13 protein-coding genes and 1 pseudogene are annotated in these 13,493 nt (G+C 62.5%); 7 read left to right on the top strand and 7 right to left on the bottom strand.

Features of this window, described 5'->3' with window-relative positions; all coding sequences use genetic code 11:
• Positions 1-325 precede the first annotated feature (325 nt).
• A pseudogene (locus DAD99_RS17550) lies at positions 326-592 on the top strand (PDDEXK nuclease domain-containing protein); the annotation flags it as partial.
• Positions 593-618: 26 nt separating this feature from the next.
• Here the strand turns inward: DAD99_RS17550 and DAD99_RS17545 are convergent.
• The gene (locus DAD99_RS17545; RefSeq protein WP_227008196.1) at positions 619-1,104 is read right to left on the bottom strand and encodes a VOC family protein; all 486 of its coding nucleotides are present in this window, start codon (positions 1,102-1,104) and stop codon (positions 619-621) included.
• Between the two features lie 455 nt (positions 1,105-1,559).
• Positions 1,560-1,973: a hypothetical protein gene (locus tag DAD99_RS17540; protein ID WP_193342538.1), complete on the bottom strand. Its 414-nt coding sequence runs from the start codon at positions 1,971-1,973 to the stop codon at positions 1,560-1,562.
• Between the two features lie 437 nt (positions 1,974-2,410).
• Here DAD99_RS17540 and DAD99_RS17535 point away from each other — a divergent pair, with 437 nt between their 5' ends.
• Genes DAD99_RS17535 through DAD99_RS17525 form a run of 3 tightly spaced genes read left to right on the top strand, consistent with a single transcriptional unit; the run spans position 2,411 to position 4,449 of the window.
• Positions 2,411-3,103 (top strand): MSMEG_4193 family putative phosphomutase, encoded by a 693-nt coding sequence (locus tag DAD99_RS17535; protein ID WP_193342537.1) that lies wholly within the window; start codon positions 2,411-2,413, stop codon positions 3,101-3,103.
• 24 nt (positions 3,104-3,127) lie between these two features.
• Positions 3,128-3,682 carry a DUF3090 domain-containing protein gene (locus DAD99_RS17530; protein WP_193342536.1) on the top strand — a complete coding sequence of 185 codons (555 nt, stop codon included), beginning with the start codon at positions 3,128-3,130 and terminating at the stop codon, positions 3,680-3,682.
• Positions 3,682-4,449 carry an SCO1664 family protein gene (locus DAD99_RS17525; protein ID WP_193342535.1) on the top strand — a complete coding sequence of 256 codons (768 nt, stop codon included), beginning with the start codon at positions 3,682-3,684 and terminating at the stop codon, positions 4,447-4,449. The genes DAD99_RS17530 and DAD99_RS17525 overlap by 1 nt, the downstream gene beginning before the upstream one ends.
• A 53-nt stretch (positions 4,450-4,502) precedes the next feature.
• On the opposite strand, the gene DAD99_RS17520 is transcribed toward DAD99_RS17525, so the two are convergent.
• The 4 genes from DAD99_RS17520 to DAD99_RS17505 all read right to left on the bottom strand — a co-directional run bounded on the left by DAD99_RS17520 (position 4,503) and on the right by DAD99_RS17505 (position 7,911).
• Positions 4,503-5,216, bottom strand: a complete 714-nt coding sequence (locus DAD99_RS17520; protein WP_193342534.1) for an endonuclease/exonuclease/phosphatase family protein — start codon at positions 5,214-5,216, stop codon at positions 4,503-4,505.
• Between the two features lie 256 nt (positions 5,217-5,472).
• Positions 5,473-6,486 (bottom strand): EcsC family protein, encoded by a 1,014-nt coding sequence (locus DAD99_RS17515; protein WP_193342533.1) that lies wholly within the window; start codon positions 6,484-6,486, stop codon positions 5,473-5,475.
• Positions 6,487-6,547: 61 nt separating this feature from the next.
• A complete protein-coding gene (locus tag DAD99_RS17510; protein WP_193342532.1) occupies positions 6,548-7,204 on the bottom strand; it encodes a hypothetical protein in 657 nt (218 codons plus the stop codon).
• A 44-nt stretch (positions 7,205-7,248) separates the two neighbouring features.
• On the bottom strand, positions 7,249-7,911 hold the full coding sequence (locus DAD99_RS17505) for a hypothetical protein (protein WP_227008193.1): 663 nt from the start codon (positions 7,909-7,911) through the stop codon (positions 7,249-7,251).
• Positions 7,912-8,151: 240 nt separating this feature from the next.
• Here DAD99_RS17505 and DAD99_RS17500 point away from each other — a divergent pair, with 240 nt between their 5' ends.
• Genes DAD99_RS17500 through DAD99_RS17490 form a run of 3 tightly spaced genes read left to right on the top strand, consistent with a single transcriptional unit; the run spans position 8,152 to position 13,003 of the window.
• On the top strand, positions 8,152-10,215 hold the full coding sequence (locus DAD99_RS17500; protein ID WP_227008192.1) for a hypothetical protein: 2,064 nt from the start codon (positions 8,152-8,154) through the stop codon (positions 10,213-10,215).
• Positions 10,215-11,831, top strand: a complete 1,617-nt coding sequence (locus tag DAD99_RS17495; protein WP_193342531.1) for a class I SAM-dependent DNA methyltransferase — start codon at positions 10,215-10,217, stop codon at positions 11,829-11,831. The genes DAD99_RS17500 and DAD99_RS17495 overlap by 1 nt, the downstream gene beginning before the upstream one ends.
• On the top strand, positions 11,828-13,003 hold the full coding sequence (locus DAD99_RS17490; protein ID WP_309233364.1) for a restriction endonuclease subunit S: 1,176 nt from the start codon (positions 11,828-11,830) through the stop codon (positions 13,001-13,003). The genes DAD99_RS17495 and DAD99_RS17490 overlap by 4 nt, the downstream gene beginning before the upstream one ends.
• A gap of 211 nt (positions 13,004-13,214) precedes the next feature.
• Here DAD99_RS17490 and DAD99_RS17485 read toward each other — a convergent pair whose 3' ends face one another.
• Entirely contained in the window at positions 13,215-13,367 is a 153-nt protein-coding gene (locus DAD99_RS17485) for a hypothetical protein (RefSeq protein WP_193342273.1), read from the bottom strand.
• Between the last annotated feature and the right edge of the window lie 126 nt (positions 13,368-13,493).

Raw genomic sequence — 13,493 nt, 5'->3', positions numbered from 1 at the left:
GAAGGCACCCACAGGCATCGCACCTGAGTGCCCGCACAGCTTGTCCCACACGATGCGGTACTGCTTGATGACGGACGGCTTGTAGTTCCGCCGCTCCATCTCAGCGATGATCGCCCCCACGAGATCGGCGACCGTGACAATCTGCTTCTCCATTGCAGCCCTCCAACCTTGAGTCGTGGCGCTTATGCGCCACCCTTCAAGGCTGGATCGTTATGCAAAGCCATTACTAGGAGGGCCCCGTCCGAGGACCATCGATCATGCCGCAGAAGGCATAACGTCCCGCTGCGCATAACCGGCATTATGAGCAGCTGCGCATAATGCCGGCAAGATCAACATGTACGTGTCTGCCGTTGGCGACCTCCTGGGTCATACCGACGACGAGCCGACCATCGGACTGCTCCTGTGCAAAACCAAGAACAACATCGTGGCCGAGTATTCCCTGCGGGGCTTTTCGAAACCGATCGGTATCGCCGAATGGGAATCCGCGATTGTGGCGCCCTTGCCGGAGGAATTCGCTGCCACGCTACCCAGCATCAGCGAAATCGAAGCCGAACTTTCGCAAGACTTTTCACCAGGAGATCCGGTGAATTAGCCGGAATCATCATGAAAGGCTCCACGTCAGCCCGGGGTGAGGACGTAGAACTCGTTGCACTCCGGGTCGGCGAGGCACACCCACGGCACATTGCCCTGGCCGACGTCGGCGTCAGTGGCGCCCAGAGCCAGCAGCCTGGCCACGTCTGCCGCTTGATCATCACCCGGGTACGGCATCAGGTCGAGATGAACACGGTTCCACACGGTCTCCTCGCCAGAGGCGCGCAGCAATTCCAGATACGGCCCGACGCCCTTGGCCGAACGCAGCCTCGCATGATCGTCGTTCATCTGGTGCCGGGTCCAATCCGTAGCCTCGCCCCAGAACCGGGCCATGGCCCGCAGGTCCGCGCAGTTGACCACCACAGTGGCGATCGGCCCCGTGTCCCGGTAGATCGGTCGCGGCGCCAGCACACAGAACACATTTCCCTCCAGGTCGGCCAGGACCGTCCACGGCACATCACCCTGGCCCACGTCGGCAGACGTCGCACCGAGTTCCAACGGGCGCGCGACCAGCTCCGCCTTATGGGCCGCAGAGGGTGGCGGGATCGAGGTGCGCGCGGTACTTCACTGTCTCGGGGTCCGGACGACGACGACATCTACGCAGACCGCGACCGGGTCCGGCCAGACGAAGCCCACGGGCTCAACATTGGTCACTCCGGTTCCCTCGTTGGAAACACCCCAGCCGAGGGCCTCCGCCCAAAACCGGCCGAGAGCCGAGTCACCCCGAGCCTTGAAATTCACCTGAACAAGTAGGAGCGCCATACCGCCCGACGCTATACCGAAGACCCAGTCTGTGCTGTGCGCTTCGTTTTCCGCCAAGTGGAAGCGGCGGAGTCAGGACCTGAGCGTGAAGGCGCAGAAGATTGCCCCGTCGCCGCCTACGTGGACGCGGTGACCGCTGTCCGAACGGCACGCAGGGCTACCGGGGCGAACAGGATCACGATGGCACCCCCTATCGGCACTCACGATCACGGCCTGGTGTCGGGAAGGAGCCCTCCTATGAGTCCCGCCAGGGCTGCCGGCAGGGCGATAAGACCGGTGATCTGCGGAATCAGAGAGGGGGGCGTCATGATCATGGTAGCCATGCCCACCAGCACTGCCGGCGAGGCAACGCAGATCGTCACCCAAAGCGGGTTACCGCGGACCTGCGACCATATTGCTGCTGCAAGCGATATGGCAGACCCGGCGAGTATTAACAGCCTGCCAACGCGCAACCGCTCTATGAACTCCGGGACCGGCGTGTAGATGAAGAATGCCGTCCGTTCCAGGGCAATCACTGTGACGACGATGGAGACAACGACCAAGGCCGCCCAAGGCAGTGATCTTGCCCTCCACCACGGGCGGACGACGTAGCGTTCGTTGCCGTTCTGCGAACTCGTCACAGGGCGAGCCTAGCGGGCCTCTCAGTTTCACGCAGCACCCAGTGCATTCTCCTCGCCCGCCAGGCCGCCCACCAGCCACGGGGGTCGACGTGACTCATCTCCAAGAATGCGCCGAGAAATCGGGCCTGGGGAGCAATCAGCATGATCGGAACCGAGTAATCAATGGCCGCCGTCTTTCCGCTCCCGACGGCGGGCGAGCGGGATGCTCGCGCTGAGACATTGGGGACAAGGGGTGCTCGTTGCCTCCTGAAACGTCGTTCGGTCGGGGTTGTATCGGCCCCCGGTTGTCGCCTTGACCCTTTCATTCCAAGGGTGCGGAGATTCTGCCAGAATAGCTCCCGACGGCGGGCGAGCGGGATAACCCGAACAGAACCGGAGCGATGGAAATGGAGGACCCCATGCAGGAGGGCCGTCGAGCGAATGGTTAGGCTAGGTGGATGGCGACAGTTATTCTCGTGCGGCACGGCCGCACCACAGCCAATGCCACTGGACTGCTGGCCGGTCGGGCCGCCGGTGTCAGCCTGGACCAGATCGGGCGCGAGCAGGCGGCTTTGACCGGAGAGCGGCTCGCCGCCGTGCCCGTAGTTGGGGTGGTATCGAGCCCTCTCGAGCGTTGTCAGCAGACCGCCCAACTCATCCTTGATCGCCAGGCTGGCACTCCGCACGCGACGTTGGAATCCGATCTTACCGAGTGCGATTACGGCCAGTGGCAGGGCCGCACGCTCAGTGATCTCGCAACCGAAGATCTGTGGTCGGCTGTGCAATCGCAGCCGTCCGCCGTCATCTTTCCCGGCGGTGAATCCATGGCCGCGATGCAGGCTCGGGCGGTAGCAGCAATTCGACGCCACGATTCAGCCTTCGAAGCCGAGTACGGGCCAGGAGCCGTATGGGTGGCGGTGAGTCACGGTGACGTCATCAAATCAATCGTCGCCGACGCGTTAGGCATGCACCTCGACCTGTTTCAACGCATTAACGTGGGCCCTGCCTCCGTATCGATCGTGCGCTACGGAGCCAGTCGGCCGAGCGTCTACGCGACCAACACCGACGCGGGGGATCTGTCTTGGCTGTCGAACGGCTTCCACTCTGGCGACGCGCCGGTGGGCGGCGGTGCAGGGCAAAGGGCGCCATGAAGCTCATATGCCTAAAATGCTCATATGCCTACACGTGTTCATGAGTTTGCCTGGCCTGATCGGGTCGTCGTTGGCACCATTGGCCTTCCGGGGGCACGCACGTTCTACCTGCAGGTGCGGGCAGGGACTCAGATCGTGAGTATCGCCATGGAGAAGCAGCAGTCGGCTCTGCTCGCCGATAAAATCGACGAAATTCTCGACCAGCTTCTCACCGTCGAGGGCAACCCCCACAGCGTTCCCACCAGTACCCCCATTGAATTGGTTGACAATGACCAACTCGAGGCCGTTACGGAGCAGTTTCGGACCGGCGCCATGAGCCTGGGTTGGGACCCCGCGACGGCGCAGGTCGTGATAGAGGCCTACCCGATCACCGATGTCGACGCTGATAACAACAACGAAGCGCTTGATGAGGACGACGCTGACGTGCGCGAAATGCTGCTGGTGCGGATGCCGGTTGGCACCGCCCGCGCATTCGCTAAGCGCACGCGTGAGGTTGTGGGCGCCGGGCGTCCCGCGTGCCCGCTCTGCGGTTACCCCGTAGACGCCGACGGGCACGTCTGCACTCGGCCCGAGGCCTGATGCCGGCGCCCGATCTGTTTACGGCCGAGCTGACGCTCACTGGGCGCATTACGACGGCGTCGAACGCCACCTTCTTGGGCAGCATCGGGGACACGAAAGTCGTCTATAAGCCGATAGCCGGGGAGAAACCGCTGTGGGATTTTCCCGACGGCTTCCTTGCCCACCGGGAGGTTGCCGCCTACCTGGTTTCGGAGGTCCTCGGCTGGAACGTGGTGCCACGCACCTGGCTGCGCGATGGTCCGTTCGGCGAAGGGATGGTGCAGCTGTGGCAGGAGACAGACCCTGACCAGAACGCGGTGGACCTCGTTGCGTCGGACGACGTACCGGAGATCGGCTGGAAACACGTCCTCGAGGGTCAGGATGAGAACGGACGGATGGTCGCCCTCATACACGAGGACTCTCCGGCGCTCCGACGTATGGCGGTGTTCGACGTCGTCGTGAACAACGCCGACCGTAAAGGCGATCACATCCTTGCCATCACGGACGGACACCGGCACGGCGTGGACCACGGGCTTACCTTTCACCGTGCCCACAAGCTGCGCACGGTGCTGTGGGGGTGGCTGGGAGACGCTCTGACCGTCGAGGAACTTGCGGGCATCGATCGTGTCAGCGAAGGACTGGACGGTGAGCTGGGCCGAAACCTGGCGGACCTGCTCAGCGCCGAAGAAATTGCGTCGGTCGCCGCGCGCTGCGCCCGGTTGCGCTTGGCGCGTCGGTTCCCGGCTCCGAGCGGTGAGATGTCGGCGGTGCCCTGGCCGCTGTTCTAATGGAATCACGGCTACGGGCTTCGCAGCATGCGCCATGTTGAAGGTCGGAACGGTTACCGTGCAGGACTCGCTGGGCGGGCCGGAACCGCAGCTTCTTCAAAAAGTTTAATGTCCAAAATCAGGGGCATGTGGTCGCTGAACTGCAGCCAGTCCTCGTACCGGCCGATCTCCAAGGACGCTGATGCGCCGCGGAGGAAGGCGTAGTCAATATGGTGTCCGAAGTGCAGTTTCTTGGTGTGAAAGTAGGTTTTGGTAATTTCGACGCCGTGAGCGATTCCTTCAGTTCGATGGTGAACGCTTCGGAGTCCGAGTCCCTGAAGTTTGTCGACCAACAGGGAATGGTTTCGTCCCGGGTGTTCCCTGTCCCAGATGGTGTTGCTGTTGAAGTCGCCGATAAGCAGAGAAGGTGCGGACGTCAGGAAGTCAGCGTGCCGATCAACAACCTCGTGAGTGACCCGGACATACTTGAGGTCTTTGTCGCGGACGTGGGCCCACAGTGCGACGATGTTCACGCCGTCCACAGTGAACGGAATATGCCAGGGCAGGAGACGTCCCGCTTCGTGGAGGGTGTGGGAGCGGCCAGTGTAACCTATGACGCCGAGGCCTTTGTGAGGGTTGGATCCGACCCAGGCTTTGAACGGAGCATCCGTTTCAGCGATATGTCTCTGCGAAACCTCCTGTAGGACCGCGACGTCGGGCTGAAGCGCCTCCACCAGCCAGCGCTTCTTTGCATAACCCATGGCACAGTTCCAGGAGACTATTCGCATGCCCATACGCTACTCGGTTCTCGGCAGCCCAATAACTCGTTCTAATGCAAGTCGACTGCCTCCTCTGGCCTTTGCCGGCTCTTCACGCCTCTTTACTGCGTTACCAAATCAATAAACGCTGTTCTCAGTCGTACCTCTGTCGGTGTCCTGGGCATGGTGCTGAATACAACACCGTGCCCAGGCATACTGATCTGCTCCTGTCACTTAAACTGCGACCACTACCGTTACACATGCAAATCGGAACAGCTGCCCTTGCCTAACGAGCCTCGGCCAAAGGCTCGTTGTCTGAATCGCTTGCGAGCGCGGCAGGCAGCGCCAGCCCGTACTTCTCGCACAGGAATCGGGTCTGACAGTACCGCTGGGCGTCGGCGGCTACATTGCCGAGGATCGCGGAGTTCATGCCGGCACCGATGAGGACACCAACGAACGGCACCACCTTTGCGACGTTCTGAACTGGGACCCTGGCGCCGGCCGGGCCTAGCTGCTGCATCAACTTCTCAAGGGCGACCAGAAGGCGATGATCCGCGCGTAGCTTGGGAGACCAATTTACGCGTCCCTTGACCGCCGCTGCCGCCCTTGCGGCCTCACGTAACGGCTCAGCTTTGGCCGCCTGCGCCATAAAGGACCGGCGGACCAGGCGTTGGATGAAGATCTGCTCATCGGGGTCTTTGGCGTCGTAGCCGTAGGAGTATGCGATGCGCGCTGCGATCGACGTGCTGAGGACCTGGATTACGAGGATGTCCGCTGTCATCGCAACCGGGATACCGGCGACGGGGACCATAGCCAGGAGGCCCATGGCGCCACCTTCGAGCGCGCCGGCGGTCCGCCACGTGAGGGTGTTGAACTTCAACAGCCGGTCGCAAACCTTGAGGTCCTGCTGCCGTAATTCGGTGAAACTGTTGAGTTCGAGGCCCCTCTTGCGGGCGAGCTTCTCGACGCTCTCCGGGTCATTTAGCTCCATGGCCCAGTCGTTGACCAGGTCGAGGAGCGCTGTCGCGGCCTCCAGCGCCGGCCGCCCGGCCTTGTTGGCGACCGCGTCGCCTGCGCGACGAATCGGTTCCTTGACCGCCTCTGGCACAGCATCAGTTACCCGACTCACGGCGTTTCCCGCGACCTCACCCGTGCGATTTAGCGCGGTGCTCGCCCAGTTCGGCAGACCACGGCGGTTATTGCGGCGCTGCCAGTGCCCGTTGAGCGCGTCCCATACCTGCGCCTCGTACGCGCTCATCGGGGTTGCATCGTAGACAAGTGGGTCGGTAGAAGTGCTCATTGAAATTCTCCATTTTGGCTGTGATCGCAGGGTCTGGGCGGACAATCAGGATATTCCGGAACTACCCAGGAATCTGGATCCGCGCCGCTTCCTGCAGCAACGGATCGGAGATGATCACTGTTGCTGTGCCGGGAGCGATATCAAAAGCAATGAATCCACGCGACTTGTCCCCCGGCAGAACATCCCCGGAGCCCAGCTGATCATCCGCGAACATATTCAGGTCAGCCTTCCGGCCGCTGGCGTCCTTGGCCGAGAAGTAGAGCGGGTTCGAGCTGGTCTTGCCGGCTTCGGTCTCCCACAGGACGTCCAGGAGCAGGTAGCTGCCGTTCTTCGGCGGGGTGGCAAAGGCGGTTGTGGTCACCGCGTCCGTCCGCATTGCGGTGACAATCGTGATCCGGGCCGCATCGCCGTTGCGCATTTTCACGGTGAAGGGTGTCCCCACCGCAGGTGCCGCCGGAGCCGCCGGTGCTGGAACGGCCGACGGCGGTGCTGCCGCCGGCTGCGCCGCTGCCTCCGCCGGAGCCGCGGAGGCAGCGGCGGAAGCGATGGGGCTGGAATCCGCCACAGGCTTGCTGCCGCTGGAGCACGAGCCCATGACGATGCCGAGCAGCAGGACGCCAGCCGGAATCACAAAGCGCTTCTTCTTGAAGAACGGACGCTTGGCCGGGGCCACAGCAAACGGCATGGAGGGGACTGAATCAAAGTTCTGGTGAGACATGGTGGTGGTGCCTTTCGAGAGTGCGTTTGGTGATGCTGCGGGTGCTATTGCTTTTCCCATTTGCCGCAGCGGGTTGAGTTGAAGTCCTGGCCCGGAGAGAGCGTGACCACTGGTCGGCCACCGCCGGGGATGTCGTTTTCGATGATGTCGCCGCCGTTGCTGCCGCTGCGGTATATCCCCCAGTAGCAGGTGGATCCCACCGCCGCGACAGCGCGGTAGGTGCCGGGTTCGATGTCGGACCCCACGGTCCAGGTGCCGTCGCTGACGGTGTTGGCAGCCTTCGCTTTTTCCGCACCGGTGACAGCCTCTTCGCGAGCCTTGACCGCGGCTTCGGCAGTCTTGACAGCAGCGTCGGCCTTGCCCACTTCGGTCTCCCGTGCGGAAACCTTGGATTCACGGGCTGTGATGCCGCCCTGAAGGCTGTCGTACTTGCCCTTCACGGACGCATAGCTGGACAGTGCGGCGTCGCGCTCGATCTCAACCGTTCCCTTCTCGTCTGCCAGCGCCTTGTAGGCCTCGCTGGTCTTCGGGTCAGGAAGTACGGTGCCGAATGCCACTCCGCCGGCAAGAAGTACGACGGCGGCTGTCGCCAGCAGAGTGCCCTTCTTGCGGCTGCGTTTCGGCGCCGCAGCTGCCGGCTGAGCCTCCGGCTCCGAAAATTCCGGACTGCCTGGCACCGGTTTGCCTGCGTCGTCTGTGTTCAACATGTTCTCTTCCTCTATTTGTGGATGACCGCTAAACGGCGGCGGGATACTGATCCCCCAATACGCGGTTCCCCGCCGCCGTCGCAGCTCCGGAAGATTGCTTCGTGGCTGCAGAATGAACTTACGGGCGAACCGGGCAAACATCACCCGATGCAGCTGATAACCCGGGTTATCAGTCTCAAATCTGGATTGTCGTTGGCCGACACTAAGCTGATGGGACGATCACGACTGAAGGGGGCAGCCATGGAGACATTCACGGAAACATTGCGCATGACGCTCTCCGATGTCGCCTCGCTCGCCCAGGTTCAGCGTCCCGTCGTTTCCATGTGGCGCAAGCGCAGCAGCGGAGGCCCGCTGCCGTTCCCGGTATCCACTGCGCAGGCCAACGGCGTCGAGCTGTTCGACGCAGACCAGGTCACCGCCTGGCTCCAGGCCACCGGCCGGGGGAACAACCCGGAGGCTCGGAACGACGTCGCGGTCTTCGCAAGGCTGGCTGCACCGCGTGGCGAACAGCCACGGGACAGCCGCCAGACGTTCGAAGGCCTGACCGCGCTCCTCGCCCTCAAGGTCATCACGGGACAGGCTCTGGCACAAAGTTCTGCAGCCGAACTCCTGGACGCCGTAGATGAAGCGGACCCTGACGATGTGTTCCTCTACTCCGAACTGGAGGCCCTCGGCTCGGCGCTTTCGGGACTGGCCAGCTTCGCCGACCGGTTGGCGGACAGTGCGTTCAGCGCGCCGGCGGCCTTCGAAAAACTGCTGGCCCACCGGTTCAAGGAGGGACTGCGCGAGCAATCAGACACCGCGCTGACGGAAGAGGCACTGAAGCTCGTGGGCGCAACTGCCATGGAACTGGCATCCACCCTGGACAGCAGGCTCCTCTTCGTCGACTCGACGCCCGGCGGGAGCGACGTGATGCTGAGCATCATCGAGCAATTCGGAGAGTCGAGGCCCATCACTCTCCTGGCAGCGGATCACCACGGCAGCGCGTCACGGCTGGCCCGCCGTCGCCTGGCGGTGCATGGCACGGACAGCAAGCCCGTGAAGGTCGACGCCAAGGGAGCCTTCACTGTCAATGGTCCGGCTGTACACGTGGCGCAATATCCCGCCCCGGGCGATCGCGCCCTGGACACCACCGGCATCCTGAACAGCGTTGAAAACATCGTGCTGCAAATGCACGACAGTCAGCGCGCCGTTGTCATCGCGCCTGCCCGGGTATTGTGCGACGCTCTCGATGGAGAGGCCGGCAACCTGCGCTCAGACCTTTTGCGTTCGGGCAGAGTCCGCGCCATCGTCCGCCTCCAGCAAGGGCTACTTCGTGCCAAGCCCCGTGAGCCGCAAGCCCTCTGGGTGCTGGGACCGTCCTTCGCTGATGTGCCGATCGCGCAGCGCTGGACGAGCGTGGCAGACCTGAGCACCACGCCGCTCACCCTGGATGTCAGCCAGGACCTGATCAGCGACGTCGTCGCATCCATGGGCGACCGCGCCACCATCCGCGCGCACTCGTTCAGGTTCACCCGGCTGGTGCAGACCCGCGTCCTTCTCGCCAGCCGGGGTTCCCTCGGGAGCGGCTTGCCGGCCAGAAGTTCGACGGCGGCGGCCGGCGGCGCTGAGAGCGCGCTTCGGGTCGAAGAACTCGTGCGCCTGTTGTCGGCTGGGACATCAGCATCTGCGCTCCCCGGAGTTCAGCCGGCTGCGCCTGGCGCCGGGCCCCGGGCCGCTTCAATTCAGGAACTGCTGACCGCCGGAAACCTCAAGTACGTCAAGGGAATCAGGCTTCAAGAGACCGACCTCAACCGGCGGGGCGGAAGCAGAATCCTCGGCCGTGAGGAACTCGTGAACCCGCACGACGCCAGGCAACGGTTCATCACGCTCCTGGACTTCGCGGCCAAATACCCTGCCGGGCACCTCACCGAACCTGGTGACATTGTCTTCTGTACCAGCCCCAAGCCCGCAGCGATGGTCGATGCGGAGGGCGGCGCCGTCGTGGTTTTCCCTGCACGGATCCTGAGAATCGACCGCGGAGATCCCGGCGGTCTGGTGCCGGACGTTGTTGCCGCTGACATCAGCAGCCGCCCCGCCGCAGACAAGTCCTGGCGGAACTGGCGGTCGCGCCGCGCACCGGAAGTTCAACGCCAGCCCCTCTCCCACGCCTTAGCCAGGCTGCAACACGAGCAGGCTGAAGCCCGTCAACGCCTCAACCGACTGGAAGAACTCGCTACCCTGATTACGGACGGCGTAGCGGGCGGAAGCCTCACCCTGACAGACCCCATCTCGATCGCCGCACCAACAGAAGGAACCGCATAATGCCTCCGAAATTGAAGGTGGACCTCGCCCCGTCCACCATGAAGGAACTGAAGGACACCCTCTGGAAGGCGGCGGACAAGCTCCGCGGTTCGATGGATGCGTCGCAGTACAAGGACGTGATCCTGGGGCTGGTCTTCCTGAAGTACGTATCGGACGCGTTTGAAGAGCGGCGCGGGATCATCCAGGCCGAGCTGGAGGCTGACGGCCTGGCCGAAGAGCAGATAGCACTGCTCATCGACGACGTGGACGAGTACACCGGCCACGGCGTGTTCTGGGTTCCGGCCCGGGCACGTTGGGGGTACCTGGCCGAGAATGCAAAGGGCCTGGATGCAATCGACGGCGCCGAGCCCAAGTCCATTGGACTGCTCATTGATGAAGCCATGGACCTGATCATGGCCGACAACAAGAGCCTGGCTGCAACGCTCCCCCGCATCTACAACCGGGACAACGTGGACCAGCGCCGCCTGGGCGAGCTCCTGGACCTGTTCAACTCCGCTCGCTTCACCGGCATGGGAGCCGGCCGCGCCCGTGACCTCCTGGGCGAGGTGTACGAGTACTTCCTGGAGAAGTTCGCCAAGGCCGAAGGCAAGCGTGGCGGCGAGTTCTACACGCCGGCCGGCGTGGTCCGCGTACTCGTCGAGGTGCTCGAACCACACAGCGGCCGCGTCTACGACCCCGCCTGCGGTTCGGGCGGCATGTTCGTGCAGACCGAAAAGTTCCTGGACGCCCACAACGAGGACCGCACCGCGATTTCGGTCTATGGGCAGGAGCTCAACGAACGCACCTGGCGGATGGCAAAGATGAACCTCGCCATCCACGGCCTGAACGCCAACTTGGCCTCCCGCTGGGGCGACACCTTCGCCCGCGACCAGCACCCGGACATGCAAGCCGATTACATCATGGCCAACCCGCCCTTCAACATCAAGGACTGGGCACGCTCCGAGTCCGACCCGCGCTGGAAGTACGGCGTTCCACCGGCCGGCAACGCCAACTACGCCTGGATCCAGCACATCATCTCCAAGCTGGCGCCCGGCGGCAGCGCCGGAGTGGTCATGGCCAACGGCTCCATGTCCTCCAACTCCGGCGGCGAGGGCGACATCCGGGCCCAGCTCGTGGAGGCCGACCTTGTGTCCTGCATGGTAGCGCTGCCCACCCAGCTCTTCCGCAGCACCGGCATCCCGGTCTGCACCTGGTTCTTCGCGAAGGACAAGACTGCAGGTTCGCGCGGCTCTGTCGACCGGACGGGACAGGTGCTCTTTATCGACGCCCGGAATCTGGGCTACATGGTGGACCGTGCTGAGCGCGCCCTCTCCGACGACGACATCGCCAAGATCGCCAATACTTACCACGCGTGGCGCGGCACGGCTTCGGCGGTTGAGGCAGGTCTGACATACGACGACGAAGCCGGATTCTGCTATTCGGCCACGCTCGCGGAAATCAAGGTAGCCGACTACGCGCTGACTCCCGGCCGCTACGTTGGGGCTGCCGAGGTGGAGGACGACGGCGAACCGATCGAGGAGAAGGTCGCTCGGTTGTCGAAGCAACTGTTTGCGCAGTTCGAAGAGTCCGAGCGGTTGGCCGCTGTTGTGCGCGAGCAGCTGGGGAGGGTCTCGTGACAATACCGGCCGTACCGCTCGTTGACGTCGCTGTTCCCAAAGGGCTGATCGGCGGCCCATTTGGTTCTTCTTTGGTCAACAACGACTACGAGCCGTCTGGAGTACCTGTGATTCGCGGCACTAACCTAGGATTCGGGCGGCGATTGGGCGGCGACTATGCCTTTGTCTCCGAGGAAAAAGTCGCCTCAGATCTTGCACGGAATACGGCCGCCCCCGGCGACATCGTTTTCACCCAGCGCGGGACCCTCGGTCAAGTCGCCCTGGTTCCAGACGATACATACCCTGTATTCATTGTATCACAAAGCCAGATGCGGTTGCGCGTAGATCCAGCCAAGGCTGTTTCAGAATATGTGTACTATGCGTGTTCTTCTGAAGCCTTCATTAAGCAGATCGATGATAACGCGATCAGCACGGGTGTGCCGCACATCAATTTGGGTATTCTGAACCGTTTGACCATCCCTCTGCCACCTCTGCCCGAACAGCGCGCGATTGCAGAAGTATTGGGCGCCCTCGACGACAAGATCGCCGCCAACACCAAGCTCATAACCCGGCTTGATGCCCATATGGCACTCGAATACACGGCGGCGGTTGCCGAAGGAGCCCTCGATTCGCCTCTCGCTGCGGTTGCGGAGTTCCATAATCGGCGGCGTGTTCCTTTGTCCGCGCGAGAACGCGAACAAAGGGCTGGAGATATCCCTTACTACGGGGCAAGCGGCGTCTTCGGGACTGTCAACGAAGCCATTTTCGATGAGCCACTGGTCCTAGTGGGAGAAGACGGGTCAGTGATAAATGCTGACGGAACGCCTGTGGTTCAGTACATTTGGGGGCCTGCATGGATCAACAACCACGCGCATGTTCTAACAGGCAAGGATATTTCGACGGAATTGCTCTATCTCGCGATAACGCGTTGCCAGGTTGCTACTTTAGTAACCGGAGCCGTGCAACCAAAGATCAATATGGGCAATCTCAAGCGTTTAGTGCTTGAGCTTCCGCTGGCGGGCGACCGCGGACGATTGGAAGCGATCGTAAGAGCGGAAACCGCAAGCAAGCGTGCAGCGTTGGAAGAGAACGTCACTCTTGCCGCTACCCGCGACGCGCTCCTCCCACAACTCATGTCGGGCAAGCTCCGCGTCAGGGATGCGGAAGCGGTTTTGGAAAAAGCCGGGGTTTGAACGCGCGATGCGTTACAACACTGCCAAGACGGGAGGTGCCAATTGGGCAAGTGCTGCTTGCCCAACTGGCACCGGGCCAATGTGCAATTATGCAAGGCCTTGCACAAGTTGAGCCGGTACCGTTCGAATCTTGCAAGCGGCACTTGCAAGATTGACCGTGGCGAGGTCTCCGAGGAATGTTGCAACAGCCTGTTTTCGGTACTCCCAGGCACTAATCGTCGCGGATGACCTGCGGTTCCATGTTGTTGAGTGCACTGGCCGAGGTGAGGGCGGTCTGGCGGCGTGTGGTGGCCGGCAGCTGCTCAAAGAATGGCGATGACCCTGAGTCGTTGTTGCCAGGGACGAACCTGGAGACCTGCTCCACTGGTGTCAGGCGTCAGGCGTCGGGGTCGTGGCCGAGGATTGTGAGCAGATCCCGAAGCGACATCCTTACTTGCTCGTATCCGTGTTGATAGAAATGCGGGGTCATCTCGTGCAGGCCCGTGTCGTC

The sequence above is a fragment of the Pseudarthrobacter sp. AB1 genome (genome assembly GCF_014926485.1).
Classification (GTDB): Bacteria; Actinomycetota; Actinomycetes; order Actinomycetales; family Micrococcaceae; genus Arthrobacter.
This window is presented reverse-complemented; position numbering and strand designations above follow the sequence as displayed.

Coding starts and splice junctions, on each gene's coding strand:
- DAD99_RS17535 (WP_193342537.1), top strand. CDS start 2,411: ATGGCGACAGTTATTCTCGTGCGGCACGGCCGCACCACAGCCAATGCC.
- DAD99_RS17500 (WP_227008192.1), top strand. CDS start 8,152: ATGGAGACATTCACGGAAACATTGCGCATGACGCTCTCCGATGTCGCC.
- DAD99_RS17525 (WP_193342535.1), top strand. CDS start 3,682: ATGCCGGCGCCCGATCTGTTTACGGCCGAGCTGACGCTCACTGGGCGC.
- DAD99_RS17530 (WP_193342536.1), top strand. CDS start 3,128: ATGCCTACACGTGTTCATGAGTTTGCCTGGCCTGATCGGGTCGTCGTT.
- DAD99_RS17520 (WP_193342534.1), bottom strand. CDS start 5,216: ATGCGAATAGTCTCCTGGAACTGTGCCATGGGTTATGCAAAGAAGCGC.
- DAD99_RS17505 (WP_227008193.1), bottom strand. CDS start 7,911: ATGTTGAACACAGACGACGCAGGCAAACCGGTGCCAGGCAGTCCGGAA.
- DAD99_RS17495 (WP_193342531.1), top strand. CDS start 10,215: ATGCCTCCGAAATTGAAGGTGGACCTCGCCCCGTCCACCATGAAGGAA.
- DAD99_RS17515 (WP_193342533.1), bottom strand. CDS start 6,486: ATGAGCACTTCTACCGACCCACTTGTCTACGATGCAACCCCGATGAGC.
- DAD99_RS17510 (WP_193342532.1), bottom strand. CDS start 7,204: ATGTCTCACCAGAACTTTGATTCAGTCCCCTCCATGCCGTTTGCTGTG.